Annotated in this window: 25 protein-coding genes; 16 read left to right on the top strand and 9 right to left on the bottom strand. The window is 71.7% G+C overall.

The window, feature by feature from the left end:
- Nucleotides 1–102: 102 nt before the first annotated feature.
- The 4 genes from ACWEGE_RS35765 to ACWEGE_RS35750 all read left to right on the top strand — a co-directional run bounded on the left by ACWEGE_RS35765 (nucleotide 103) and on the right by ACWEGE_RS35750 (nucleotide 2,278).
- Nucleotides 103–435: a PadR family transcriptional regulator gene (locus tag ACWEGE_RS35765; protein WP_449664900.1), complete on the top strand. Its 333-nt coding sequence runs from the start codon at nucleotides 103–105 to the stop codon at nucleotides 433–435.
- On the top strand, nucleotides 432–965 hold the full coding sequence (locus ACWEGE_RS35760) for a hypothetical protein (RefSeq protein ID WP_449664899.1): 534 nt from the start codon (nucleotides 432–434) through the stop codon (nucleotides 963–965). Before ACWEGE_RS35765 ends, ACWEGE_RS35760 begins: the two co-directional genes overlap by 4 nt.
- Entirely contained in the window at nucleotides 962–1,300 is a 339-nt protein-coding gene (locus ACWEGE_RS35755; protein ID WP_449664898.1) for a hypothetical protein, read from the top strand. The genes ACWEGE_RS35760 and ACWEGE_RS35755 overlap by 4 nt, the downstream gene beginning before the upstream one ends.
- A gap of 63 nt (nucleotides 1,301–1,363) precedes the next feature.
- On the top strand, nucleotides 1,364–2,278 hold the full coding sequence (locus tag ACWEGE_RS35750) for an IS982 family transposase (protein WP_449664897.1): 915 nt from the start codon (nucleotides 1,364–1,366) through the stop codon (nucleotides 2,276–2,278).
- Nucleotides 2,279–2,294: 16 nt separating this feature from the next.
- Here ACWEGE_RS35750 and ACWEGE_RS35745 read toward each other — a convergent pair whose 3' ends face one another.
- The 4 genes from ACWEGE_RS35745 to ACWEGE_RS35730 form a co-directional block, all read right to left on the bottom strand.
- Entirely contained in the window at nucleotides 2,295–3,050 is a 756-nt protein-coding gene (locus ACWEGE_RS35745) for an SDR family NAD(P)-dependent oxidoreductase (protein ID WP_449664896.1), read from the bottom strand.
- Between the two features lie 61 nt (nucleotides 3,051–3,111).
- Nucleotides 3,112–3,939, bottom strand: a complete 828-nt coding sequence (locus tag ACWEGE_RS35740; RefSeq protein ID WP_449664895.1) for an SCO6745 family protein — start codon at nucleotides 3,937–3,939, stop codon at nucleotides 3,112–3,114.
- Between the two features lie 35 nt (nucleotides 3,940–3,974).
- Nucleotides 3,975–5,174 carry a cytochrome P450 gene (locus ACWEGE_RS35735; protein WP_449664894.1) on the bottom strand — a complete coding sequence of 400 codons (1,200 nt, stop codon included), beginning with the start codon at nucleotides 5,172–5,174 and terminating at the stop codon, nucleotides 3,975–3,977.
- Between the two features lie 87 nt (nucleotides 5,175–5,261).
- Nucleotides 5,262–5,990 carry an SDR family oxidoreductase gene (locus ACWEGE_RS35730; protein ID WP_449664893.1) on the bottom strand — a complete coding sequence of 243 codons (729 nt, stop codon included), beginning with the start codon at nucleotides 5,988–5,990 and terminating at the stop codon, nucleotides 5,262–5,264.
- A 169-nt stretch (nucleotides 5,991–6,159) separates the two neighbouring features.
- On the opposite strand from ACWEGE_RS35730, the gene ACWEGE_RS35725 reads away from it, so the two are divergent.
- Both ACWEGE_RS35725 and ACWEGE_RS35720 read left to right on the top strand, forming a co-directional pair.
- Entirely contained in the window at nucleotides 6,160–7,740 is a 1,581-nt protein-coding gene (locus ACWEGE_RS35725) for a discoidin domain-containing protein (RefSeq protein ID WP_449664892.1), read from the top strand.
- A gap of 76 nt (nucleotides 7,741–7,816) precedes the next feature.
- Nucleotides 7,817–8,440 carry a class I SAM-dependent methyltransferase gene (locus tag ACWEGE_RS35720; protein ID WP_449664891.1) on the top strand — a complete coding sequence of 208 codons (624 nt, stop codon included), beginning with the start codon at nucleotides 7,817–7,819 and terminating at the stop codon, nucleotides 8,438–8,440.
- Nucleotides 8,441–8,501: 61 nt separating this feature from the next.
- On the opposite strand, the gene ACWEGE_RS35715 is transcribed toward ACWEGE_RS35720, so the two are convergent.
- Complete coding sequence (locus ACWEGE_RS35715; RefSeq protein WP_449664890.1) at nucleotides 8,502–9,518, bottom strand: S1 family peptidase; 1,017 nt, start codon at nucleotides 9,516–9,518, stop codon at nucleotides 8,502–8,504.
- Between the two features lie 153 nt (nucleotides 9,519–9,671).
- Nucleotides 9,672–9,968, bottom strand: a complete 297-nt coding sequence (locus tag ACWEGE_RS35710; protein ID WP_449664889.1) for a GNAT family N-acetyltransferase — start codon at nucleotides 9,966–9,968, stop codon at nucleotides 9,672–9,674.
- Between the two features lie 166 nt (nucleotides 9,969–10,134).
- On the opposite strand from ACWEGE_RS35710, the gene ACWEGE_RS35705 reads away from it, so the two are divergent.
- The 6 genes from ACWEGE_RS35705 to ACWEGE_RS35680 all read left to right on the top strand — a co-directional run bounded on the left by ACWEGE_RS35705 (nucleotide 10,135) and on the right by ACWEGE_RS35680 (nucleotide 16,850).
- Entirely contained in the window at nucleotides 10,135–12,279 is a 2,145-nt protein-coding gene (locus ACWEGE_RS35705; RefSeq protein WP_449664888.1) for a terpene synthase family protein, read from the top strand.
- A gap of 129 nt (nucleotides 12,280–12,408) precedes the next feature.
- Nucleotides 12,409–13,185 (top strand): MBL fold metallo-hydrolase, encoded by a 777-nt coding sequence (locus tag ACWEGE_RS35700; RefSeq protein ID WP_449664887.1) that lies wholly within the window; start codon nucleotides 12,409–12,411, stop codon nucleotides 13,183–13,185.
- Nucleotides 13,182–13,763 (top strand): DedA family protein, encoded by a 582-nt coding sequence (locus ACWEGE_RS35695; RefSeq protein ID WP_449664886.1) that lies wholly within the window; start codon nucleotides 13,182–13,184, stop codon nucleotides 13,761–13,763. Before ACWEGE_RS35700 ends, ACWEGE_RS35695 begins: the two co-directional genes overlap by 4 nt.
- The gene (locus ACWEGE_RS35690) at nucleotides 13,760–15,871 is read left to right on the top strand and encodes a phage holin family protein (RefSeq protein WP_449664885.1); all 2,112 of its coding nucleotides are present in this window, start codon (nucleotides 13,760–13,762) and stop codon (nucleotides 15,869–15,871) included. Before ACWEGE_RS35695 ends, ACWEGE_RS35690 begins: the two co-directional genes overlap by 4 nt.
- Complete coding sequence (locus ACWEGE_RS35685; protein WP_449664884.1) at nucleotides 15,868–16,098, top strand: putative acetyltransferase; 231 nt, start codon at nucleotides 15,868–15,870, stop codon at nucleotides 16,096–16,098. The genes ACWEGE_RS35690 and ACWEGE_RS35685 overlap by 4 nt, the downstream gene beginning before the upstream one ends.
- Nucleotides 16,095–16,850: a methyltransferase domain-containing protein gene (locus ACWEGE_RS35680; protein WP_449664883.1), complete on the top strand. Its 756-nt coding sequence runs from the start codon at nucleotides 16,095–16,097 to the stop codon at nucleotides 16,848–16,850. The genes ACWEGE_RS35685 and ACWEGE_RS35680 overlap by 4 nt, the downstream gene beginning before the upstream one ends.
- Here the strand turns inward: ACWEGE_RS35680 and ACWEGE_RS35675 are convergent.
- The gene (locus tag ACWEGE_RS35675; protein ID WP_449664882.1) at nucleotides 16,828–17,628 is read right to left on the bottom strand and encodes a TetR/AcrR family transcriptional regulator C-terminal domain-containing protein; all 801 of its coding nucleotides are present in this window, start codon (nucleotides 17,626–17,628) and stop codon (nucleotides 16,828–16,830) included. The two genes, ACWEGE_RS35680 and ACWEGE_RS35675, sit on opposite strands and share 23 nt — an antisense overlap.
- 77 nt (nucleotides 17,629–17,705) lie before the next feature.
- Between ACWEGE_RS35675 and ACWEGE_RS35670 the strand changes: the two genes are divergently transcribed.
- The 4 genes from ACWEGE_RS35670 to ACWEGE_RS35655 are packed head-to-tail and all read left to right on the top strand — an operon-like array spanning nucleotide 17,706 to nucleotide 22,116.
- Nucleotides 17,706–19,979 (top strand): ATP-binding cassette domain-containing protein, encoded by a 2,274-nt coding sequence (locus ACWEGE_RS35670; protein WP_449664881.1) that lies wholly within the window; start codon nucleotides 17,706–17,708, stop codon nucleotides 19,977–19,979.
- A complete protein-coding gene (locus ACWEGE_RS35665; protein ID WP_449664880.1) occupies nucleotides 19,976–20,779 on the top strand; it encodes a siderophore-interacting protein in 804 nt (267 codons plus the stop codon). Before ACWEGE_RS35670 ends, ACWEGE_RS35665 begins: the two co-directional genes overlap by 4 nt.
- Nucleotides 20,764–21,639, top strand: a complete 876-nt coding sequence (locus tag ACWEGE_RS35660) for a phosphotransferase family protein (RefSeq protein WP_449664879.1) — start codon at nucleotides 20,764–20,766, stop codon at nucleotides 21,637–21,639. The genes ACWEGE_RS35665 and ACWEGE_RS35660 overlap by 16 nt, the downstream gene beginning before the upstream one ends.
- A 51-nt stretch (nucleotides 21,640–21,690) precedes the next feature.
- Nucleotides 21,691–22,116, top strand: a complete 426-nt coding sequence (locus tag ACWEGE_RS35655; protein ID WP_449664878.1) for a nuclear transport factor 2 family protein — start codon at nucleotides 21,691–21,693, stop codon at nucleotides 22,114–22,116.
- Here ACWEGE_RS35655 and ACWEGE_RS35650 read toward each other — a convergent pair.
- A complete protein-coding gene (locus ACWEGE_RS35650; protein ID WP_449664926.1) occupies nucleotides 22,106–23,269 on the bottom strand; it encodes a cytochrome P450 in 1,164 nt (387 codons plus the stop codon). The two genes, ACWEGE_RS35655 and ACWEGE_RS35650, sit on opposite strands and share 11 nt — an antisense overlap.
- Before the next feature lie 99 nt (nucleotides 23,270–23,368).
- Nucleotides 23,369–23,971: a TetR/AcrR family transcriptional regulator gene (locus ACWEGE_RS35645; RefSeq protein ID WP_449664925.1), complete on the bottom strand. Its 603-nt coding sequence runs from the start codon at nucleotides 23,969–23,971 to the stop codon at nucleotides 23,369–23,371.
- Nucleotides 23,972–24,049: the final 78 nt, after the last annotated feature.

Raw genomic sequence — 24,049 nt, 5'->3', positions numbered from 1 at the left:
CCTCGCGGTCAAGCGGTTCGGGAGCCGAGGCCATGGGTGAGCACCAGCCTCGGGTTCACCCCCCATTCTTGTCTTCTACCAAGGGCTAGGTAGAGTAAGACCATGGCCGGGCTCAGGATGACGCTGCCCACACAACTGGTCCTCCGTGCGCTGCTGGAGGACGCCACTCGGGAGCTGTACGGGCTGGAGATCTGCGCTATGGCAGGCCTGCCCAGCGGCACGATCCACCCGATCCTGGCCCGCCTCGAGAGAGTTGGCTGGCTGCGCAGCCGATGGGAAGAGATCGACCCGGCGGCGGAAGGGCGGCCACGGCGGCGGTACTACCGCCTCGACCCCAACAGCCTGGGCGCGGTCCAAGCCGCCTTGCACCGCACGGCAGCCGCGACGAACGCACTCACGCGGTTCCGCCCGCGTCCGGCCGGGGGAGAAGGATGACCGACGGCATTGAAGATGCCTACCAGCCGCCCGGCTTCCGCTTCGCCTTCCTCCCGCCAGGTCCCCGCCCGTACATCTTCACCCGCGCCTTCTGCTCCGCCCTCGGGCCACCGACGGACTCCGCCGTCTGCGTCCGCCCCTACGCACGCGCTTGCTTCACCGACATCGCCGCCGCGCCGGACAACGAATTCGATGCCGCGGTGGACTGGCCGGACTGGTGGTCGAACTTCCGTGGTGGTGTCGAATTCGGCGCGCTCGACGAGGAGTCCGTCCTGACCCTGCCGGCTTCCCCGGCGATCCGGGTGCCGAAGGCTTCGCGACAGCTCACCAAGTGGGCGGTCTGGGTGCTCCCCGCGGAAAGCCGGACCGAGTTCGCCGAGCAGTTCAGCGCGGACCTGGTCCACCTCGCCCGCCAGCAGAAGAGCTGGTTGGCACAGGTACGGCACTCCACGCGGGTCCTCGTCCGGGCACCCTGGCTGCGCCGGGAACTGAGAACTCCCGCACCCGCGTTGAGGAAGGGCACACCTTGACCGCCGCCCGAACGGTTCCACCGTGCCCGGAGCCGGCGCACCCCCACGGCTGGATCGGCTACGTGGTGGCCGACTGCGACCGCACGCGGAACGTGATCCGCCTCGCGCGCTGGGCCGTTCTGGCCGCTGTGCTCACGTTGTCGATCATCGTCGGCGGGCTGGTGATCCTCGCACTCGTCTCGCCGGCGGCAGCAGCCACGCTGCTCGCCGGATCCACCGCAGCCGGTGGCGTGGCCCTGAACCGCCTGCGAAGGCGGCACCTCCGCGCGACCAAGCACCGCCAAGCAGTCCGGCTGTACCCCGGCCGGCCCACGCCGAACAGCACAACCCGCTAGATGATTGATTCCAAGGGGTGAGCCCGGCTCTGGGCATGAGGCGAGGGTGTCCATGATCATTGTGTGACGAATGACGTGGACACCCTCGCGGCCGCACTCTATGTCAGAACCGACGATCTGCTAGCAGCGGCACCTGATCTTGCACCATGGCGGCCGAAGATCGGGATCAAGCCCCGGCTCACCGACGCCGAACTGGTCACCCTGGCGGTGATGCAGGCACTGCTCGGGTTCACCTCCGAAGCCCGCTGGCTGCGACACGCACGAGCCCATCTGGGCCACCTGTTCCGTTACCTGCCGCTGCAACCCGGCTACAACAAGCGGCTGCGGCGGGCTGCGGCCCTGATCCGATCGGTCATCCGGATCCTTGCCTCCGACACGTCGTTATGGACCGATGACGTGTGGCTGGTCGACTCCACCCCGGTCGAGTGCGGACGCTCACGGGAGACCTCGAAACGCTCGGACCTGGCCGGATGGGCGCAGTTCGGCTACTGCTCCAGCCACTCCCGGTTCTTCTGGGGCCTGCGTCTGCACCTGGTCTGCACCCCGGGCGGACTACCCATCGCCTACGCGCTCACCAGCGCCAAAGCCGACGAACGACAGACCCTGCTGGGCATGCTCGAAGCCGACCCGGCCCTGGCACGCCAGCGTCCCGGCCAGACCGTGATCGCGGACAAGCACTACTACGGCCGCGACTTCGAGCACGCCCTGCGCACAGCCGGGCTGGTCCTGCTGCGCCAGGCCCGCAAAGGCGAGGCCCCACGGCCCGGTGCACGCCTGTTCAAGCCGCTGCGCCAGACCATCGAGTCGATCAACCAGACCTTCAAAGGCCAGCTCGATCTGGAACGACACGGCGGACGCACACCAGCCGGCGTCATCGTCCGCATCCTGCAACGCATCCTCGCCCTGACCGCCGCAATCTGGCACAACGACAAAACCAGCCAGCCAATCAAACGATCACTGACCGCCTACGACCACTGACCTTGGAATCAACCATCTAGTCGACCAGGGCGCCGCAGCTGATGTTCACCGTTGCCGCCGTCATCGAGGCGGCACGGTCCGAGGCCACGAAGGCCGCCACCGCGCCCACGTCGGCCAGCGTGGCCGCGCGGCCCACCATCGTCTTGGCCGCGATGCTCTCCTCGATCGCGGCCCGCCCCGCGAAGTCCGCCGGGAGGGTCTCCGGGATGCCGCCCGTCCGGAGCGTCACCGTGCGGATCCCGTGCGGGCCCAGCTCCGCCGCGAGCTGGCGGCGCATCGCCTCGAGCGCGTGGAAGGCCACCTGCAGCCCGCCGACCGCGAATTCGCGGACCGGCTCGCCCGCGCCCCCGAAGAACAGGATCGCCCCGGACCGCCGCGGGATCATGTGCCGGGCGGCCGCGCGGGCGGTCAGGAACTGGGTGCGCACGGCCGTCACCACCGGGCGTTCATAGTCCGCGAGCGCCATCTCCGCCAGCGGCGTCCCCTGGACGTCCCCGTGGGCGATCAGGTTGAACGAGACGTCGATCCCGCCCTCGGCGTCGACGGCGGCGGCGTGCTCGTCCACCGCCCGCTCGTCGAGGGCGTCGACCTCGGCGGTCTCGGCCCGGCCGCCGTCCGCCCGGATGCGGCCGGCCACCTCGTCCAGCCGCGCACGGGTCCGGCCGGCGAGGAACACCCGCGCCCCTTCCCCGGCGAAAGCGGTGGCGACGGCCGCGCCGATCCGCCCCGCGGCACCGTAGACGATCGCGTTCTTGCCGGTGAGCAGCGTCATGAGAGCCTCCTGAGTGGGTCCGGTCGCCTGTGCGTCGAACGGCCGCACCCGGAATCGACACTCAGGGCCGCGGCACGCCCATCGGGTTCGGCACCGGGACGACCCCGCCGTCGATCACCGCCCGGCTCAGCGGCACGGCCAGCGCCAGCACCCGTTCGACGTCGGCGCCCAGCGCCTCGACCGGCGCGGCCGCCAGCCGGTCCGTGTCGTCCTCGATCCCGCGGCGCAGGTCACGGCCCGCTTCGGTCAGGACGCCGCCGGAGTCGAGGATCCCGCGAACCCGCAGGCGGTCCACCGCGGCGTCCCACTCCGCGTCCGACCAGCCGCGGTGGCGCTGGATGCCCGCGCGGGCGATCACGCCGGCACCGACGTGGGTGAGCGTGGTCTCGAGCCCGGTCAACCCGGCGTGGACCGCCGCGAGGACGTGGCCGTCGCCGCGGTGCTCGCGCAGGATCGTCGTCGCCAGCCACAGCCGGGCCACCGGGTCCGCCGGCTTCGGCACCGACGCCCACGCCGCCGCGAGCGGGCGGCCGCCGAACTCGCCCGCGTCCGCCGCCCGCCAGAGCAGCGCGCTCAGCTCCTCGACGTCGCCGGCGACCGGACGCAGGGCGGCCGCGACCGCCTCCATCCGGGAACCGAGAACGGCTTCGGGCGCGGCGAACGACCACGCGTCCGGCAGTGCCCGCGCCACCATCGCCGGCGCGAAGCCGAACAGCATCGCCGCCGCGGGCCCGGGATCGATCGGCCCCAGCGGCGCCAGCCGCCCGGCGAAGTAGCCCATCCAATAGCCACGAAGGCCGGCCGCCTTCGCCGCTTCGGCCGTCTCGGGCGCGAAGTAGACGACGGCGTGCAACGGTTCCACGGCCGCCCAGAGGCGTCGAGCTGTCATGGCCCCTCCTCACCGCCCACGCCGAGAGCACCCGTTCAGCCCCAGGCGACCGGCATCTCCCGAACACCGTAGACCAGCGTGTTGTGCTTGAACCCCAGTTCCTCCCGCCCCACGGCCAACCGCAGGTCCGGTATCCGCCGGAACAACCCCGTCAACGCCTCCTGCAGCTCCACCCGCGCCAGCTGCTGCCCCACGCACTGGTGCGCCCCGAACCCGAACGCCACGTGCGTCCGCGGCGACTCGCGGTCGAAGTCCAGCTTGTCCGCCCCCGGGAACACCGACTCGTCGCGGTTCGCCGAGTTCAGCGCCGCCACCAGCCACTCCCCCGCCCGGACCGACCGGGACCCGACCTGGGTGTCCGCCGTCGCGTAGCGCAGCACGCCCCACTGCACCACCGACAGGTACCGCAGCAGCTCCTCCACCGCGCGCTCCGGTTCCGCCAGCGCGGGCGCCAGCAGGTCCGGGTTCTCCAGCAACACCAACGTGCTCATCGCGATCATGTTGGCCGTCGTCTCGTGGCCGGCCACCAGGAGGCTCAGGCCGAGGACCACCAGCTCCTCCATCGTCAGCGGGTCGTCCGCGCCGTCGGAAATCAGCCTGCTGAAGAGATCGTCCTGCGGATTCCGCCGCTTCTCGGTGAACAACCCCGCCAAATAATCGGATAGCTCGTGGTACGCCCGCTCGCCGTCCTCCCGGGTCGCGTCGGTGCTCACCATCGTGGCGCTCTGCCGCTGGAAGCGTGCCCGGTCGGCGTACGGCACCCCGAGCAGCTCGCAGATCACCAGTGACGGGATCGGCAACGCGAAGTCCCGCACCAGGTCGGCCGGCGCCCCCTGCGCGAGCATCGCGTCCAGGTGGCTGTCCACCAGTGAACGCACGTATCCGCGCAGGGCCTTCATCCGCCGCACGGTGAACTCTGCGATCACCTTCTTCCGCAGCCGCGCGTGCGCGGCGCCGTCGAGCTGGATGATCGACCCCGGGCTGACCTCCTCGTCGAGGTCGGCGTTCGGGTTGACGTGCACCGAAGACGCGCCGCGCGAGCTCAGCGTGCGGTCGGCGAGCACCGCTCGGACGTCGGCGTAGCGCGTCACCAGCCACGCGTCCATGCCCGCCGGGCACCGCACCGTCGACGTCGGTGCGGTTTCGCGGAGGGCGGCGTACTCCTCTGGCGGGTCGAACGGGCAGCCGGGCGGCCGGGTCGTCGGGAGGGCCGGGGTTTCGGGAGCGGCCGTCACGGCGGATCACCTCTCTCTTCCGGTGGTTCCAACACTTCCACCATGGAGAGAACCGCAGCCGCGCGCCGCACTTGCCGCCCGGATGGCCTAGCGGGCGCCGTACGCGCCGCCGTTCACGTGCACCACCTGGCCGGTCAGGTGCGCCGCCTCCGGCGCGGCCAGGAACCGCACCGTGTCGGCGATTTCCTCCGGACGGCCCGCGCGCCCGTTGAACGCCAGGGAAATCCGCGGCGCCAGCCATTCGTCGGTCAGCGTGCCGTGGAAGAACTCCGTGTCGAGGACGACGCCCGGCGCGACGACGTTGGCCGTTCCCCCGGCGCCCAGCTGCCGCGCGAGGTCGGTGTTCCACGCCTCGATCGCCGCCTTCGCCGCGCCGTACGAGCCTGAACCCTGCTTCGCCGCTATCGAACCCAGGGTCACAACCCGCACGTTGTCCGCGAAGCGCGGCTTCAGCGCCGCCGTGACGAGCACCGCGGAGAGCACGTTGGCGTCGAAGTTCGCCTGCCACGCGTCGGCGAGGCCCTTCAGGTCGCCGGGCGCCGGTGCCTCCCGGATCCGGTCGGTGTTGCCGCCGGCGTTGTTGACCAGGACGTCGACCCGCGCCGGCAGGTCCGCCAGCGCCGCCTGCACCGCCGCCGGGTCGCTCGCGTCGAAGGCCACCGCCCGCGCGCCGAGCTTCTCCGCCGCCGCTTCGAGGACGTCCTTGCGCCGCCCGGTGACGGTCACCCGCTCGCCCGCCGCCGCGAACCGGGCGGCGATCGCCAGCCCGATGCCGGTGCCGCCCCCGGTGACCACGATTTCCCGCTGTTCGCTCATGGCGCCATCTTCGCCGAGGAAGCCGGACGGCCACCGGAATTTCCCGCCGAGCGGGACACGAAAGCCGGTTTGTTAGGAAACTTTACGAATAGGTCTTGACGAGCGGCCACCGCCCGGCGAACCTGGACCCACGCCGCAGTCATCGTCCGCCCAGTCCCCCGGAGGCAGCATGACCCGGCGCGCGCCCGTGCTCGTCGTGACCCTGTTCCTCGCCTTGGCCGCCGCGCTCTCCGGCGCCGCCACCGCGAGCGCGGCCACTACGCAGCCGACCTTCCTCACCTTCTACGGCTGGTGGGACAACACCCCGCCCGGCGGGGACATCTCCTACCCGCAGATCCACGACACCGCGGGCGGCAAGGGCAGCTACGCCGACCCGATCACCTTCGCCACCAGCAGCGCCGAACTCAAGCCCGGCACCAAGGTCTGGGTGCCACGGGTGAAGAAGTACTTCATCATGGAGGACGGCTGCGACGAGTGTTCCGACGACTGGAACGGCCACGGCCCCAACGGCGGGCCCGGCCTGCGCCACATCGACCTCTGGCTCGGCGGCAAGGGCGGCAGCGCCTTCGACGCGATCGACTGCGAAGACGCGCTCACGCACTACAACCCCGACAACACGCCGGTGATGGAACCGGTCGTCGTCGACCCGCCTTCGGACGAACCCTATGACGCCACCCCGATCTTCAACACCAGCACCGGGGAGTGCTGGGGTGGCGCGAAGCCGAACACGACGGTCGGCCAGTACCGGAACAACTCCACCGGCACCTGCCTCGCCGCCCCGAGCAGCGGCAGCACGCTGAAGGTGGCCGCCTGCACCGGAACCGCCGAGCAGCGGTTCACCTTCCACGGCGCCTTCCTGGTGATCAACGACAGGTGCGCGGGCATCTCCGGTAGCTCGATCGTGCTGCAGACCTGCACCGGCGGCCCGGCCCAGCAGTGGTCGATCAACCCCGACGGCACCATTTCCGACATCCAGACGAGCAAGAAGTGCTTCCGCGCCTCGGGCACCACCCTCACCGCGGGCAGCTGCTCCGGCACCCAGGCCCGCTGGACGTTCACCGCGGCGGGCAACACCTCGGGCCTCAGCGTGACGCCGTCGTCGGTGTCGGTCGCGCCGGGCGCTTCGGCGACGGCCACCGTCACCAGCTCCGACGCCGTCACGTTGGCCGCGAGCGGCGCTCCCGCGGGCGTGACCGTCTCCTTCTCTCCCGGGTCGTTGCCCGCCGGCGGCTCCTCGACCGTCACGGTCGCCGCCGCCACGACCGCGTCCCCCGGTTCGGCGACGATCACCATCACCGGCGGGACGAAGACGGCGTCCCTCGGCGTCACGGTGACCGGTGGCGGCGGCTCGGAAACCCTGCTCTCACAGGGAAAGCCCGCGACGGCGTCCTCCACCGAGTCGTCGTCGTACCCGGCGGGCGCGGCCTTCGACGGCAACCTGACCGGCACCCGCTGGGCGTCCAAGGAGGGGAGCAACGCGGAGTGGCTGCGCGTCGACCTCGGCGCCACGAAGCCCGTCTCGCACGTCAAGCTGACCTGGGAAGCCGCGTACGGGAAGGCGTACAGCATCCAGACCTCGGCCGACGGCACGACCTGGACGACGATCTACAGCACCACGACCGGCAACGGCGGCACCGACGACCTCACCGGCCTGACCGGCTCCGGCCGGTACGTGCGGATGAACGGCGTCACGCGGGGCACGTCGTACGGTTACTCGCTGTACGAGATGCAGGTTTACGGCCAGGTGTAGTTGCCAAACCGGCAACGGAGTTTGCCTCCTCGGGGACGTTGTCCGCATGCTCGGAGAACGTCCCCGAGGAGGAACCATGTCCCACGACCACCCGATGACCGTCGACGCCATGCTCAAGCAGGACTTCTGGGAAGCGATGTACCAGCGTGACGAGCACCGGATCTGGAGCGGGAACGTCAACGCCAACCTGCGCACCGAGGTCGAAGGGCTGAAACCCGGGCACGCCCTCGACCTCGGCAGCGGTGAGGGCGGCGACGCGATCTGGCTCGCCAAGCAGGGCTGGACGGTCGACGGTGTCGACATCTCGACCACCGCGCTCGCCCGCGCCGCGGAAGCCGGTGCCGAGGCCGGCGTGACGGTGAACTGGCTGCACCGCAACATCCTCGAATGGCAGCCGGAAGCGCAGTACGACCTGGTCTCGGCGCAGTACATGCACCTGCCGCCGGACCTGCGCCGCAACGTCTTCACGGCGGCCGCGGCGGCGATCCGGCCGGGCGGCTCGCTGCTGGTCGTCGGGCACTCGCCGAAGGCCATGCGGCAGTTCGACGGCCAGAAGCCGCCGGAGGAGCTGTACTTCGAGCCCGAGGAGATCACCGGCTACCTCGGCGATCCGTGGGGCTGGGTGGTCGAAACGTGCGAGACGCGCGGCGAGGGCCACCACACCGACGCCGTCTACCGCGCGCGGCGGCTCGAAGCCTGAGAAACGGGCGAGGGCCCGCTCACTCCCCCGACGGAAGTGAGCGGGCCCCGCGGCGGTGCGCTCAGGCGAGCTCGAGGCCGTAGGCCTGCAGCTCGAGGGTGAGCGGGTAGAAGTAGCTGGTCACGGTGTCGCCGCCGGACAGCGTGCCGAGGCCCGTGGAGCCGTCGTAGGCCGGGCCGCCGGAGTCGCCGTGGTCGGTGTGCGCGGTGGTGCCGAACTCGTGGTTGAGCACGCCGACGTCGAAGTTGACCGACTCGTCGACCGAGGTCACCTCACCGCTGCCGCCGCCGGTGGTCGAACCCTGCTTCTGGATCTGCTCGCCCACGGTCGGTGCCGCGGCCGACGTGATCGGCTGGCCGGTGTTGATCTCACCGGGGCCGGAGCCGTTCGGGCGGGTCAGCAGGCCGGAGTCGGCGCCGGGGCAGTCGCTTTCGACGACCTGCGCGCCGGAGACGTCGCCGCCGGACCAGGTGCCGCCGAGGTTGGTGCAGTGGCCCGCGGTGAGCAGGAACGGCGAACCGCCGCGCGTCACGTTGAAGCCGAGCGAACAGCGGCCCTGGCTGTTCTGGATCGCGTCGCCGTCGGCGATGTACAGCGACAGCTTGCCGGTGCGGTGCTCGACGCGGACGCTGTCGCCGTACTTCGCGGCGGCCGCGGTCACCTTGTCCGCGGTCTCCTTGCTGGCCGCGTCGTACACCTTCACCACGACCTGGTTGGTCTTGGTGTCGATGCCCCAGGCGGTCTGCGGCACGTTCTTGACCGCGTCCAGCTGGTTCTTGACGCCGGTGAGCGCGGCGAAGGTGTGCTTGACCTTCTTCGCGGTGAGGCCGGCGGCCTGCACCTGCTGCAGCGCGGCGTCGTCGACGACGTTCACCACGGCCTTGCCGTTTTCGAGGTAAACGCCGCCGGACGCGGCGCCGAGCGCGTTCGCCACCTGGGTGGCGCTGGTGATCGCGTGGGCCTGCAGCTCGGCGAAGGCCAGTGGGGACGCGGTGGCAGCCGAAGCGCAAACGCCACTGGTCAGCGCGGCCGCTGACAGGACGGCGAGGGTCTTGAGGGCGGTCTTCCGGGGAGTCATCAACTTCCTCCAGGGGTGGGAGTTCGAAGCCGGTGCCGACACTTTCGTTGCCCGGCAACCAACGCACCACCGACGAAGGTTGGTTAATAACCAAGGGAACCGGACATACCGCGCAGACCACCCCGAACGGCGTAACCGACCGCCCCGTCCGGCCTACCCGCGCGGCCAGCGGACGTGGTCTTCGTACCCCGGGTGCTTCCGCAGGTACCCGGCGATGAACGGGCAGACCGGCACGATCGTGCCGCCGCGGGCGACGACGTCGTCGAGCGCGCCCGAGGCCAGCACCTTGCCCAGGCCTTGCCCGGAGAAGGCGTCGTCGATCTCGGTGTGGGTGAACACGGTGAGGTCGCCGCGGCGGTCGTACTGCGCGATGCCGGCCAGCTTCTCGCCGGCCCACAGCTCGTAGCGGTTCTCGTCCGGGTTGTCGACCACCCGGTTTTCGTCGGTCATCTGCTCTCCTCGCTCGGGGACAACCCCCATCGTGCGACGGCCCGCCACCGCGTGCCGATCGGGCCCGGCGGTGCGCTGGGCCGCCCGGGGGAAGCGCTCGTCCCGTTCGTGTGCTTCGCGGCTGTTCCCCTTGGCGGACACCGCGGCCGGCTGGTTGCCTCGCGGGGTGCCCGATCAGCCGTTCGTCCTCCCCGAGTTCTACCTCCCGTACCCGGCGCGCCTGAACCCGCACCTGGAACAGGCGCGCGAGCACAGCAAGGCGTGGGCGCGCGGGCTCGACATGATCGACGTGCCGCAGCACGGCACGGTGATCTGGACCGAGCGCGACCTCGACGCCCACGACTACGCCCTGCTGTGCGCCTACACCCACCCCGACGCCGGCGCCGACGAGCTCGACCTGATCACCGACTGGTACGTCTGGGTGTTCTACTTCGACGACCACTTCCTCGAGCTGTACAAGCGCACCGGGGACATCGAGAGCGCGCGCGGCTACCTCGACCGGCTCGAGCTGTTCATGCCCGCCGAGGGCGAAATCACCGCGACGCCGGAAAACCCGGTCGAGCGCGGCCTCGCCGACCTGTGGCACCGGACGGTCCCGCACCGGACGCCCGGCTGGCGGCGCCGGTTCGCCGTCAGCACGAAGGCGCTGCTGGACGAGTCGCTGTGGGAGCTGGCCAACATCAACGAAGGCCGGCTCGCCAACCCGATCGAGTACGTCGAGATGCGGCGGAAGGTCGGCGGCGCGCCGTGGTCGGCGAACCTGGTCGAGCACTCGGTGCACGCCGAGGTGCCGGAAGCGATCGCCGCGTCCCGGCCGATGGAGGTCCTGCGAGACTGCTTCGCCGACAGCGTCCACCTCCGCAACGACCTGTTCTCCTACCAGCGCGAGGTGCAGGACGAGGGCGAGCTGTCCAACGGCGTGCTCGTGTTCGAGAAGTTCCTCGGGCTGGGCACCCAGCAGGCGGCCGACGCGGTCAACGACCTGATCACCTCCCGGCTGCACCAGTTCGAGCACACCGCGCTCACCGAGGTGCCCGCGCTGTTCGAAGACCGCTGCGTCGACCCGGCCGCGCGCGCGGCGACGTTCGCCTACGTCAAGGGCCTGCAGGACTGGCAGGCCGGCGGGCACGAATGGCACCTGCGGTCCAGCCGGTACATGAACGAAGGCGCCCTGGCCGGCCGCGGCGCCTCCGCGGGGAACATCTTCGCGTCGGTACTGGCCACCGCACCGCAACGGCTGCGGGCGTACGGCTCGAAGCCGTTTTCCGCGACCGGTGTGCCGCGGCCGTCGCTCGAACTGCCGTGGCCGCCGCGGCTCAGCCCGCACCTGCCCGAGGCCCGCGCCCGGAACGTCGACTGGGCACGCCGCACGGGCCTGCTCGACGGCGTGGTCTGGGACGAGCGGAAGCTCCGCGCCGCCGACCTCCCGCTGTGCGCGGCGGGCATCCACCCGGACGCGACGGCCGAGGCCCTCGACGTCACGAGCGACTGGCTGACTTGGCGCACCTACGCCGACGACCACTACCCGCTGGTGTTCGGCGCCACCCGCGACCTCGCCGGCGCGAAGGCGGCCAACTTCCGCTTGCCGGCGTTCATGCCGGCGGACGGCGCGCCGATGCCCACGCCGGTGACGCCGCTGGAGGCAGGCCTGGCCGACCTCTGGCCGCGGACCGCCGCGGAGCGCCGGCCCGCCGTGCGCCGGGCGGTCGAAGCGATGACGTCGAGCTGGCTTTGGGAGCTGGCGAACCAGGCGCAGAACCGGATCCCCGACCCGATCGACTACGTCGAGATGCGGCGCCGGACGTTCGGCGCGGACCTCACGATGAGCCTCGCGCGCGGCCGCGCGGTGCCGCCGGAGCTGCACCGCACGCGCCCGGTGCAGACGCTCGAGCACGCGGCGGCGGACGTGGCGTGCCTGGCCAACGACCTGTACTCCCACCGCAAGGAGATCCAGTACGAAGGCGAGCTGCACAACGCGGTGCTGGTGGTCCGGAACTTCCTGGACTGCACCGAGGAGCGCGCGGCCGAGGTGGTGACCGACCTGGTCCACGCCCGCCTGGCGGAGTTCGAGCACGCGGCGGCGACGGAGCTGCCGGCGTTGTTCAGCGACGACACCACCGAGGAGACGCTGCTCGGGTTCGTCCAGGAGCTGCGCGACTGGATGGCCGGGATCGTGCACTGGCACGAGCACACGGGCCGCTACACCGAACCGGAGCTGGGCTACCACCCCACACCGGCCCCGGTCTTCGGCGGCCCGACCGGCATCGGCACGTCCTCACTCCGCATCTCGTCCCTGCTGCCGACCCCCTGACCGCCGTGTCGACCCTCCAATCACGCGTGTCGGCTTCCCGATCACGCGTGTCGGCTTCCCGGTCACACGCCGGCGTTGCCCTGGCCACTCCGCCGGGCATTCCCCGCCGGGGGAGGTGATACTCGGGGCGTGAGCGGCTTCAGCCTGCGGTTCCTCGGCCATTCGACCGTCCGCGTGGAACTCGGTGGCCGGGTCGTGCTGACCGATCCCGTGCTCACCGCGCGGGTCGGCGGGCTCGTCCGGGTCGTTCCCCTCCCCGCGCCCGAGTCCTACGCCGACGTCGACCTCGTCCTGCTCTCCCACCTGCACGGCGACCACCTGCACCCGCCGTCGCTCAAGCTGCTCGGCAAGCGCCCCCGGATCGTCGTCCCCCGCGGCGCCGGGACGTGGCTGCGCAAGAAGGGCTTCACCCGCGTCGAGGAGATCGCGCCCGGGGAAACGCTCACCGACGGCGAACTCACCGTCACGGCCACCGAAGCCGTCCACTCCGGACACCGGTGGGGCCCGCGGCTGACCCACGGACCCCAGAGCCCCGCGCTCGGCCACCTCCTGGAGAGCAACGGCACGACCGTCTACAACGCGGGCGACACCGACCTCTTCGACGGCATGCGCGACCTCGGCCCGGTCGATGTCGCCCTGCTGCCCGTCTGGGGCTGGGGACCGAACCTCGGGCCAGGACACCTCGACCCCGCCCGCGCCGCCCAGGCCGCCGCACTGGTCCAGGCCCGCGCGGCCGTCCCCGTGCACTGGGGCACCCTCGCCCTGCCCGGCGTCCGGCGCACCGCCCGGATGCGACGCCTGCTGGCCGACCCGCCGCGCGTGTTCGCGGCCGAAGCCCACGGCCGCACCCGAGTGCTGTTCACCGAACCCGGCGCCGCCGTCGCCCTGCCCGCGGACCGCGCATGAGCTGGACCGACCCCGCCGCCATCGGGTACCCCGCGGTGTTCGGCGGCGTGCTGCTCGGCTCGATCGTCCCCGTCGTGCCGACCGGCGCGGTCGTCGGCGCCGCGGCCGCCGTCGCGACGACCACCGGCAACCTGTCCCTGCCGCTCGTGATCGTCTTCGCCACCCTCGGCGCGTACGTCGGTGACGTCGTCACCTTCGGCATCCCGCGCCTGGGCAGCGAAGCCGCGTTCCGCTGGATCAGCCGCCGCCAGCCCGCCGAACGGCTCGAGAAGGCGCGCGAGCAGTTCGCCCGCCGCGGCTGGCAGCTCGTGGTGATCGGCAGGCTCGTCCCGGCCGGGCGCATCCCGGTGCTGCTCGCCGCGGCCGCGCTGAGCTACCCGTGGCGGCGCCTGCTGCCCGCCGCGCTCGGCGCCTGCGTGCTCTGGGCGTGCGCGTACGCCGTGCTCGGCATCGTCAGCGGCGGCATCTTCGACTCGCCCCTCGTCGCGACCCTGCTCGCCACCGTGCTCGTCCTGCTGGTCACCGTGCTGGCGAACCTGATCGCCCGGTGGCGCCGCAGGACGAAGGAGCGGGTGTGACGTCGGCGGCGCCGAAGGGCAGGCTGCTGCGCGGCGGACGGGCCGTGGCCCGTGCGGTGGGCGTCTGGATCGCGGTGACCGGCGCGCTGCGCCTGCTCGACGTGCTCCTGCCCGGCTTCCGGATGACGCACTGGTGGCAGCCGACGGTCTGCGCGCTGCTGCTCGGGCTGCTCACCGCGGTCGTCTGGCCGCTGGTCATGCGGATCGCCTACCCGCTGGCGTTCTTCACCTTCGGCGGCTTCGGGTTCCTGCTGCTCGGCGCGGGCACCCTCGCGGTCTTCCGCACCGTGCCCGGCGTCGAGGTGGCCGGCTTCCGGACGGCGGTGATCGTCACGCTCGGGATGGCCGCGGTCGGCGCGCTCATCTCCAGCCTGCTCGCCGTCGACGAGGACGAGATCTTCTTCCGCCGCGCCGCCCGCCGCCGCCGTCGGCAGAGCCCGGCCGGTGCCGCGAACCAGCCGCCCGGTGTGCTGTTCCTGCAGATCGACGGCCTCGGGTACGACACCGTCCGCCGCGCGATCCGCGACGGCGACATGCCGACGTTCGCCGCCTGGCTCGCCGAGGACAGCCACACGCTGAACCGGTGGCACACCGACTGGAGCTCGCAGACCGGGGCGAGCGTCTGCGGCATCCTGCACGGCTCGAACCACGACATCCTCGGCTTCCGCTGGTACGAAAAGGACCGCGACCACGTGATGGCGTGCGCGCACCCGGCGGACGCGGCCGAGATCGAGCGGCGCCACTCCGACGGCCGCGGCCTGCTGGCCGGTGACGGCGCGAGCCGCGGCAACCTGTTCTCCGGCGACGCCGCCCACGTCAGCCTCACCATGAGCTCGATCCCGGTGCTGGTGCCGAAGAAGCTGCTGCGCCGGCACCGCGACCGCGTCGGCGCGGGCTACTACGCCTACTTCGCGAACCCGGTCAACGCGCTGCGCACGTTCGCCGTCGCGCTCGTCGACGTCTTCCGCGAGATCAGCGCGTCGGTGCGCCAGCGCCGGGCCGGGGTGGTGCCGCGGATCCCGCGCGGCGGCTGGTACCCCCTGGCCCGGCCGGGCACGACGGTGATCGCGCGGGACGTCGTCGTGTCCGCGATCCTCGGCGACATGCTCGCCGGGCGGCCCGCGGTGTACGCGGACTTCCTCGGCTACGACGAGGTCGCGCACCACTCCGGCATCGAGCGGTTCGACACGCTGTCGGTGCTGCGCTCGATCGACCAGCAGATCGCCCGGCTGCACCGCGCCTCGCGGCTCGCTCCGCGCCGCTACCACGTCGTCGCGCTGTCGGACCACGGCCAGACCCAGGGCCAGGCGTTTTCACAGCGGTTCGGCGAGACGATCGAGGCGTACGTCGGCCGGCTGTGCGGCGGCTCGCCGTCGCCATCGGCGGGCAAGCGGCGGCAGGCCGAGAGCTGGCAGATCAACGCGGCCCTGGCGGAGGCGACGAAGAGCGGCGGCCTGATCGCCCGCCGGCTGCGTGCGCGGGTGGAGGACGCGGAGTGCGCCGAAGACCGCCCGCGCACGACGTCCGGTTCGCCGGGCGCGGTCACCCGCGTCGCACCCGGCGTGGTGGTGGTCGTGTCGGGGCACCTCGCGATGGTTTCGTTCACCGAGCACGAAGGCCGGGTCGAGCTGGAGACGATCGAGCGGGAGTTCCCGGACCTGCTGCCGTCCCTGGTGGACCACCCCGGTGTGGGGTTCCTGCTGGTCTCGAGCCGGGAGTTCGGCCCGGTGGTGCTCGGCCGCGACGGCCTGCACCGGTTGAAGACGGGCGTGGTCATCGGCGAGGACCCGCTGCTGCCGTACGGCGCGCACGCGGCGGAGCTGATCGCCCGGGTGGACACCTTCCCGCACTGCGCGGACGTGATGATCAACAGCCGCTACGACCCGGATTCGGACCAGGCGTCGCCGTTCGAGACGCACGTGGGTTCGCACGGCGGGCTCGGCGGGCCGCAGCAGCGGGGTTTCGTGGTGCACCCGCGCCGGCTGGCGTTTCCGGACGAGGTCGTCGGCGCGGAGGCCCTGCACCGGGTGTTCCGCGGCTGGCTGGCAGAGTTGGGCCACCCCGAGCCGGCCGGCTCCGGGGCCTCGGTTCCGGAGGTGGTGACGTGAAGCTGCTGCGGGAGTTGCCGCTCGGGACCCGGGTGGTGGTCCGCTACCGCATCGAAGGCGGCTTCACCGACGCGCTCGGCGACCTGACCGCCCGCGACGAAACGACGTGCACGGTCGAGACCCGGCGCGGCCCGGTCGTGGTGGCGTTTTCCGCGGTCGCGCTGGCCAAGCCGGTGCCCCCGCCGCCGGTCCGGAAATCGGGTGGCGGCCCGCCGTCGGCTTTGTGACGATCGGAGCCGTGTTCGACGACCTGGTGGCCGAAGCCGCGGCGGTGTCCGTCGACGGCTGGGACTTCTCGTGGCTCGACGGCCGCGCCACCGAGGCCCGCCCGTCGTGGGGCTACCAGCGCCTGCTGGGCGCCCGGCTCGCGGTTGCGGAAACCGCCCTCGACCTGGAAACCGGCGGCGGCGAAGTCCTCGACGGCTGCCCCACGCTGCCGCCCCGGACGGTGGCGACCGAGTCGTGGCCGCCGAACGTGGCGAAGGCGTCGGCCCGGCTGCGCCCGCGCGGGGTCACCGTGGTGTCCACTTCGGACCTCCCGTTCGCCGGCGGCGTGTTCGACCTGGTTTCCAGCCGCCACCCGGTGACGACCGACTGGGCCGGGATCGCCCGCGTGCTGCGTCCCGGCGGAACGTACTTCTCGCAGCAGGTCGGCCCGGCGAGCGTGTTCGAGCTGGTCGAGTTCTTCCTCGGCCCGCAGCCGCCCGAGGCGCGTGACAGCCGCCACCCGGACCACGCGGTGAAGGCGGCCGAGCAGGCCGGGCTCGAAGTGACGGACTTGCGCTCGGAGTCGCTGCGCACCGAGTTCTTCGACATCGGCGCGGTGGTCTACTTCCTGCGCAAGGTGATCTGGATGGTGCCGGGCTTCACGGTCGGGCAGTACCGCGACAAGCTGCGGGAGCTGCACGAGAAGATCGAGCACGACGGCCCGTTCGTCGCCCACACGACGAGGTTCCTCATCGAGGCCCGGAAGCCTTGACGATCGCCGCTTCGACGCCGTCCAGCAGCAGCTCCAAGCCCGCTTCGAACGACAGGCGGGCCTCTCGCTCCAAGTAAGGCTCGTCGGACCCGGAAGCCTCGTACTCGCCCTCCTCACCGAGCCGGGCCACCGTCGGGAACCGGGCCGGGAGATCCGGTGCCAGCTCGCCCAGCAGCGCCGACCGCGCGTACCACCAGTCCTCTTCGGACTGTCCGGTCTCGCGGGCCGCCTGGCGGGACTCCGCCGCCGCCTGTACCGAGCCGCGGACGATGTTGAACAGGGCCGCCACCACCCAGCGGACGCGGGACAGCGGCAACCCCGTCGACGCCAGGACCGAAAGCAGCGTCTCCTGGACGTGGAACTCACCCGGCCCGAGCACCGGCCGTGCCGGTGAGACCTGCAGCAGCCACGGGTGCCGCAGGTGCAGGTCCCACAGCGCGTCGGCCAGGGCCAGCGCCGCCGAGCGCCAGCCCGGAGACGACGGGTACGACGACGGCAGCTCCCCCAGTGTCCGGTCGTACATGAGGTCGACCAGCTCGGTCTTGCCCGGCACGTACGTGTACAACGCCATCGCCGTGCGGCCGAGGCGCTCGCCCACTGACCGCATCGACAGCGCCGCCATGCCCTCGGCGTCCGCGATCTCGATCGCCGCCGCGACAATCGCCTCCACCGACAGGCCCGGCTTGGGCCCCGGGCCGGTGCGCGGGGCCACCATCCGCGGCCCCCACAGCAGCTCCATGGACCGCCGGGCGTCGCCCTGACCCGCGAAGACGACCACCTTGCCGACTCCTTACACCCTAAAGTAATGTACGCTGGACAATCACTTTACGGCCTAAAGTATCAAAGAAGGACGGTATGACCTCACCCAGGCGGGCCGCCGACACCCACGACGTGATCGAGGTCCGGGGGGCCCGGGAGAACAACCTGACCGGCATCGACCTGGACATCCCGAAGCGACGGCTCACGGTGTTCACCGGTGTCTCCGGCTCCGGCAAGTCGTCCCTGGTCTTCGGCACCATCGCGGCCGAGTCCCAGCGGCTGATCAACGAGACCTACAGCGCGTTCCTCCAGTCGTTCATGCCGAGCCTTTCGCGCCCGGACGTCGACCTGCTGGAGAACCTGAGCGCGGCCATCGTCGTCGACCAGGAGCGGATGGGGGCCAACTCGCGCTCCACCGTCGGCACGGCGACCGACGCCTACGCCATGCTGCGGATCGCCTTCTCCCGGCTCGGCGAGCCGTACGTCGGCACGTCCGGCGCTTTCAGCTTCAACCTGCCCGAAGGCATGTGCCCGGCCTGCGAGGGCCTCGGCCGCGTCTCCGACCTCGACGTCGGCGCCCTGCTCGACTTCGACCTCTCCCTCAACGAAGGCGCGATCCAGGTGCCGGGCTTCACGCCGGACACCTGGTACGTGCAGACCTACCTCTCCTCCGGCTTCTACGACCCCGACGCGAAGCTCCGCGACTTCACGCCGGAGCAGCTCGACGCCCTGCTGCACAAGGATTCCTGCAAGGTCAAGGTCGGGAAGACCAACGTCACGTACGAGGGCCTCGCGGTGAAGGTCCGGCGGCTCTACCTGCACAAGGACGTCGAGTCGCTGCAGCCGAAGCTGCGGGCGTTCATCGAGAAGGCCGCCACGTTCGCCACCTGCGGCGAGTGCGGCGGCGCCCGGCTCAACCAGGCCGCGCTGTCGGCCAAGATCGACGGCAAGAACATCGCCGACTGCGCCGCCCTGCAGATCAGCGACCTCGCCGAGTTCGTCCGGAACCTCGACGCGCCGTCGATCCGGCCGCTGCTGGGCAACCTGCGCGACACGCTCGACTCGCTGGTCGAAATCGGCCTCGGCTACCTGTCGCTGGACCGCGAATCCGCGACGCTCTCCGGCGGCGAGGCGCAGCGCGTGAAGATGGTGCGGCACCTGGGCTCGAGCCTCACCGACGTCACCTACGTCTTCGACGAGCCGACCGTCGGGCTGCACCCGCACGACATCGAGCGGATGAACAACCTGCTGTTGTGCCTGCGGGACAAGGGGAACACGATCCTGGTCGTCGAGCACAAGCCGGAGACGATCCGGATCGCCGACCACGTCGTCGACCTCGGCCCCGGCGCGGGCACCGACGGCGGCCGGCTCTGCTACACCGGCAGCGTCGACGGCCTGCGCGCGTCCGGCACGCTCACCGGCCGCCACCTCGACCACCGGGTGACGCTGCGGGAGCAGGTCCGCACGCCCACCGGGCACATCGGGATCACCGGCGCCCGCCTGCACAACCTCAAGGACGTCAGCGTCGACGTCCCGCTCGGCGTGCTGACCGTGGTCACCGGGGTGGCCGGGTCCGGGAAGTCGTCGCTGATCCACGGCTCGCTGGCCCGCCGCGAAGACGTCGTCGTGGTCGACCAGTCGGCGATCCGCGGGTCCCGCCGGTCCAACCCGGCGACCTACACCGGCCTGCTCGACCCGATCCGGGCGGCGTTCGCCAAGGCCAACGGGGTCAAGGCGAGCCTGTTCAGCGCCAACTCCGAAGGCGCCTGCCCGAAGTGCAAGGGCCTCGGCGTGATCTACACCGACCTGGCGATGATGGCCGGGGTCGCGTCGGTCTGCGAAGAGTGCGAGGGCCGGCGGTTCACGCCCAAGGTGCTGACCTACGAGCTGCGCGGCAAGAACATCAGCGAGGTGCTGGCGATGTCCGTCGCCGAGGCCCGCGAGTTCTTCGCCACGGGCACCGCGCGGACGGTGCTGGACCGCCTCGCCGACGTCGGCCTCGGCTACCTCACGCTCGGCCAGCCGCTGACCACGCTGTCCGGCGGCGAGCGGCAGCGGCTCAAGCTGGCGATCCGGATGTCGCAGAAGGGCTCGACGTACATCCTCGACGAGCCGACGACCGGGTTGCACCTCGCCGACGTCGACCAGCTGCTGGCGTTGCTCGACCGGATCGTCGACGCGGGCAACACGGTGATCGTGATCGAGCACCACCAGGCCGTGATGGCCCACGCCGACTGGCTGATCGACCTCGGCCCCGGCGCCGGCCACGACGGCGGCCGGGTCGTCTTCGAAGGCACGCCGGCCGCGCTCGTCGCCGACGCCTCGACGTTGACCGCCCGCCACCTGCGCGAATACCTGGGGAAGCCGTGAAACCGACGGGCCTGCTCGAAGTGACGGCGGTCCGGCGGGTGACGCCGCGGACGGTGCGCGTCACCTTCACCGGCGATGGCCTGGCCGGGCTGGAGGCGTGGCCGGACCAGCAGCTCAAGCTGCTGTTCCCGCCGCCGGGCCGCCCGGTGCGGCTGCCGTCGGCCGACGACGACGTCATGCGCTGGTACCAGGCGTACCTCGCGATCCCGGCGGACGAGCGCCCGGTGATGCGCAGCTACACCGTGCGCTCGCGGGACGGCGACACGATCGACGTCGACTTCGTGCTGCACGCCGGCCGTCCCGGTCCGGCCACGGCGTGGGCCGCGCGGGCGGCGGTGGGTGACGTCCTCGGCCGGTACGGGCCGGACCCGGCGTACCGGCGTCCACTGTCCACAGCGGACACGCTGCTGTGCGCCGGCGACGAGACGGCGATCCCCGCCATCGCTTCGATCTTGTCCGAAGTGGACGATGCAGTGGTGTTCGTCGAGATCGAGGCCGCGGCGGAGGAGCAGCCGCTGCCCGGCGTCCGGTGGCTGCACCGGGACGGCGCCGAGCACGGCCGCCGGCTGCTGGAGGCGGTGCGCGGGACCGCCCTCCCGGAAGCGGCGTGGCTGGCCGGAGAGGCGTCGACGGTCCGGGCGGTGCGCCGCCACCTCGTCGAACGCGGCCTGCCCAAGAGCGCCATCGAGTTCACCGGCTACTGGCGGCGGAGCCTGACCCAGGACGACGCCCCGACACCGGAAGACCTGGCCGACGCGGCGGAAAAGCTGGAAGACTCGGCGGGGTGGACCGGGAGCTGACGGCATCGGGCATCGACCCGGCTTCGGTGGTGGCGGCCGAGGACCTCGGCGGCGGGACGTACAACCGGGCGGTCCGGGTGACGCTGGCGGACGGACGGCGGCTGGTGCTCAAGATCGCGCCGTCCGGTCCCGGCCTGACCTACGAGCACGACCTGCTGGCCACGGAGGCGGAGTACTACCGCCTCGCTTCCGGGCCGCTGCCGTCGGTGGTGGGCGCGGGGCCGGGGTTCCTGCTGATGACGGAGGTGCCGGGGACGCCGTGGAACCGCACGCCCGGCGCCGGCCCGCAGCTGCGCACGGAGCTGGGCAGGATCGTGGCGCGCCTGCACGAGACGACCGGCGACGGCTTCGGCTACCTCCAGGACCCGCTGCACCCGACGTGGTCTTCGGCGTTCACGGCCATGGTGGACGCGATCCTGGCCGACGCGGTCTCCTACGGCGTGCGCCTCCCGCGCCCGGCGGCGGAGATCGCGCACCTGGTCCGCCGCCACGAGCCGCTGCTGGAGCTGGTCGAGACGCCGGTGCTGGTCCACTTCGACCTGTGGCAAGGCAACATCCTGGTGCACGGCGGCCGCGTGTCGGGCATCATCGACGCCGAGCGGGCGTTCTGGGGCGACCCGGTGGCGGAGTTCGTCTCGCTGACGTTGTTCCACGACCTGGACGCACCCCTGCTGGACGGCTACGGCCCAGCGCTTTTCGACGCCCCGGCCCACCGGCGCCTGACGTTGTACCGGGTGTACCTCGGCTTGATCATGCTGGTGGAGATGGTGCCGCGGAAGGACACGAACGCCGACCGCGAGCGGTTCGTCTCGGCGTGGCTGGCGGAGCACCTGGACGCGGCCCAGCGGGCGATCCGATGACGTCGCAAAACCGCCAGCCCGCTGAGGCTGCGCGCGGTTAGGGTCGCGATCATGTCGAGCCGCGAGATCGTCGAGAACGCCTGGAAAGCCTTCGCCACCCACGACGCGGACCGGATCTCCGCCGTGTTCACCGAGGACGCCGAATGGCTGGCACCGCCCGGGAACGCCACCGCCGTCGCCCTCGGCGGCCCGTCGCACCTGGTCGGCCGGGACGCCATCGTGCAGTTCCTCGCCGAGGACTTCACGAAGTTCTTCGTCGGCGACGTCACGGTGACGTTCACCGGCTTCCACGCGGACGGCGACCGGGTGGTCGTGGAGGAGACGATGACGGCCACCCTGGCCAACGGCAACCACTACGCCAACGACTACTGCTTCGTCTTCGAACTCCGCGACGGGCTCGTCCACCGCGTCCGCGAGTACATGGACACCGCTCGCGGCCACCGCATGGTCTTCGGCGAGGCCGCCGTCACCACGTGACCGGCAGGCTGTGCACCCCGTACACCAGCATGTCGTCCTTGAACGCCAGCTCGTCCACCGGCACCGCGAGCCGCAGCCCCGGGATGCGGCGGTACAGCGTCCCGTACACCACCTGGAGCTCGACACGCGCGAGCGTCTGGCCGAGGCACTGGTGCACGCCGTACCCGAACGCCACGTGGTGGCGGGCCTCGCGGGTCACGTCGAGGCGGTCCGGGTCGGCGAACACCGCCGCGTCGCGGTTGGCCGCGTCGCCCGCCGCGATGACGCCTTCGCCCGCGCGGATGGTCTCGCCGCCCAGTTCGATGTCCGCGGTGGCCACGCGGCGGCGGCCGGTGTGCGTGATGTTCAGGTAGCGCAACAGCTCTTCGACCGCGCGGCGCAGCAGGTCCGCGTCGCCGGTGCGCACCAGCTCCAGCTGCGAGGGGTGCTCCAGCAACGCCACCGTGCCGAGCGCGATCATGTTCGCCGTCGTCTCGTGGCCGGCCACCAGGAGCAGCTGGCCCATCGAGGCGACCTCTTCGGCGGTCATCCGCCCGGTCGCGTACTGGCCGGCCGCCAGCCTGCTCAGCACGTCGTCGCCCGGAGCGGCCGCCTTCCGCTCGACCAGGCCACCGAGGTAGGCCAGCAGCTCTTCGGTGGCTTTCACCGCGTCTTCCGGCGTCGCCGTGCGAGACACCATCACCTTCGTGATGTCCTGGAACAGCTCGCGGTCCTCGTACGGGACGCCGAGCAGTTCGCAGATCACCAGTGAGGGCACCGGCAACGCGAACGCCGGCACCAGGTCGACCGGCTTCGGGCCGGCCAGCAACCCGTCGACCAGGTCGTCGACGATGCGCTGGATCGCCGGGCGCAGCGCTTCCATCTTCTTGACCAGGAAGTCGCCGGTCAGCAGCTTGCGCTGGGCGGCGTGCGCGGCGCCGTCCATGGTGATGAACGACTTCGCGCGGTGGCGGCGGGCCGCCGACGCCGCGCTCTGGTGCGGGTAGCCCGGGTGGTCGGAGTCGGCGCTGACCCGGGCATCCCGCAGCACCGCGCGGACGTCGTCGTAGCGCGTCACCAGCCACGGCGTGCTGCCGTTCCACAGGCGCACCCGGGAAACCGGGGGCAGTTCGCCGAGTTCGGCGGGCGGGTCGAAGGGACACCGCCGGGTCATCGGAAACGCGGGCACGCCGTCCACCGGATACCTCCCGGAGCCGCCGGAAATTTACGTAGCCATGCTAAGCATCTTCCCGGCGGACGCGCCACCGTCCGATCAGGCGAACACGAGCGACACGAGCTCGTCCACGAACGGCTCCACCAGCTCCGCGCCGGTCCGGTTCAACGCGCTGTGGAACAACGCGACCCGGCCGTGCGCGCCGACGAACACCACCGCCGCCGCGCGGCCCGGCGTCACGCGCAGCTCGTGGCCCGCCTCGACGCAGCGCTCGAACCCCGCCGTCAGCCGGTCGATCAGGTCCAGGAGCGGGCCCGTCGGCCGGGTGCCGGGCTCCAGGTCGGACGCACCGTTCGCGAGCATCAGCCGGTAATGCCCCGGATTCTGCATCGCGAAGGCGCAGTAGGCGTGAATCTGGGCCCGGATCCGGCCGACGGGGTCGGTTTCGCCGATTGCCTCCTCCGCCGCGCGCATCGAATCCCGCAGCCGGGCGTATTCGTGGTCCAGCAAACCGCGGACCAATTCCGCACGATCGGAGAAATGCTGGTAGATGCTCGCCGGGGCGATGCCGACCGCGCGGGCGACGCCCCGGATCGTCAGCCCGTCCTCGCCGCCGAGTTCGGCCAGCAACCGGCCGGCCGCGGCCAGGATCTCACCGCGCAACCGTTCGCCTTCGCCCCAGCGGTTTCTTCTCCGGCCCATTCCCGCTTCGACGCGTTCCGCCACCCGCCTATTCATACGCCCGCGGCGGAGAGGCCGGTATTCCGGGGTCCGGAAAAC

The sequence above is a fragment of the Amycolatopsis sp. NPDC004747 genome, assembly GCF_053601335.1.
This window is presented reverse-complemented; position numbering and strand designations above follow the sequence as displayed.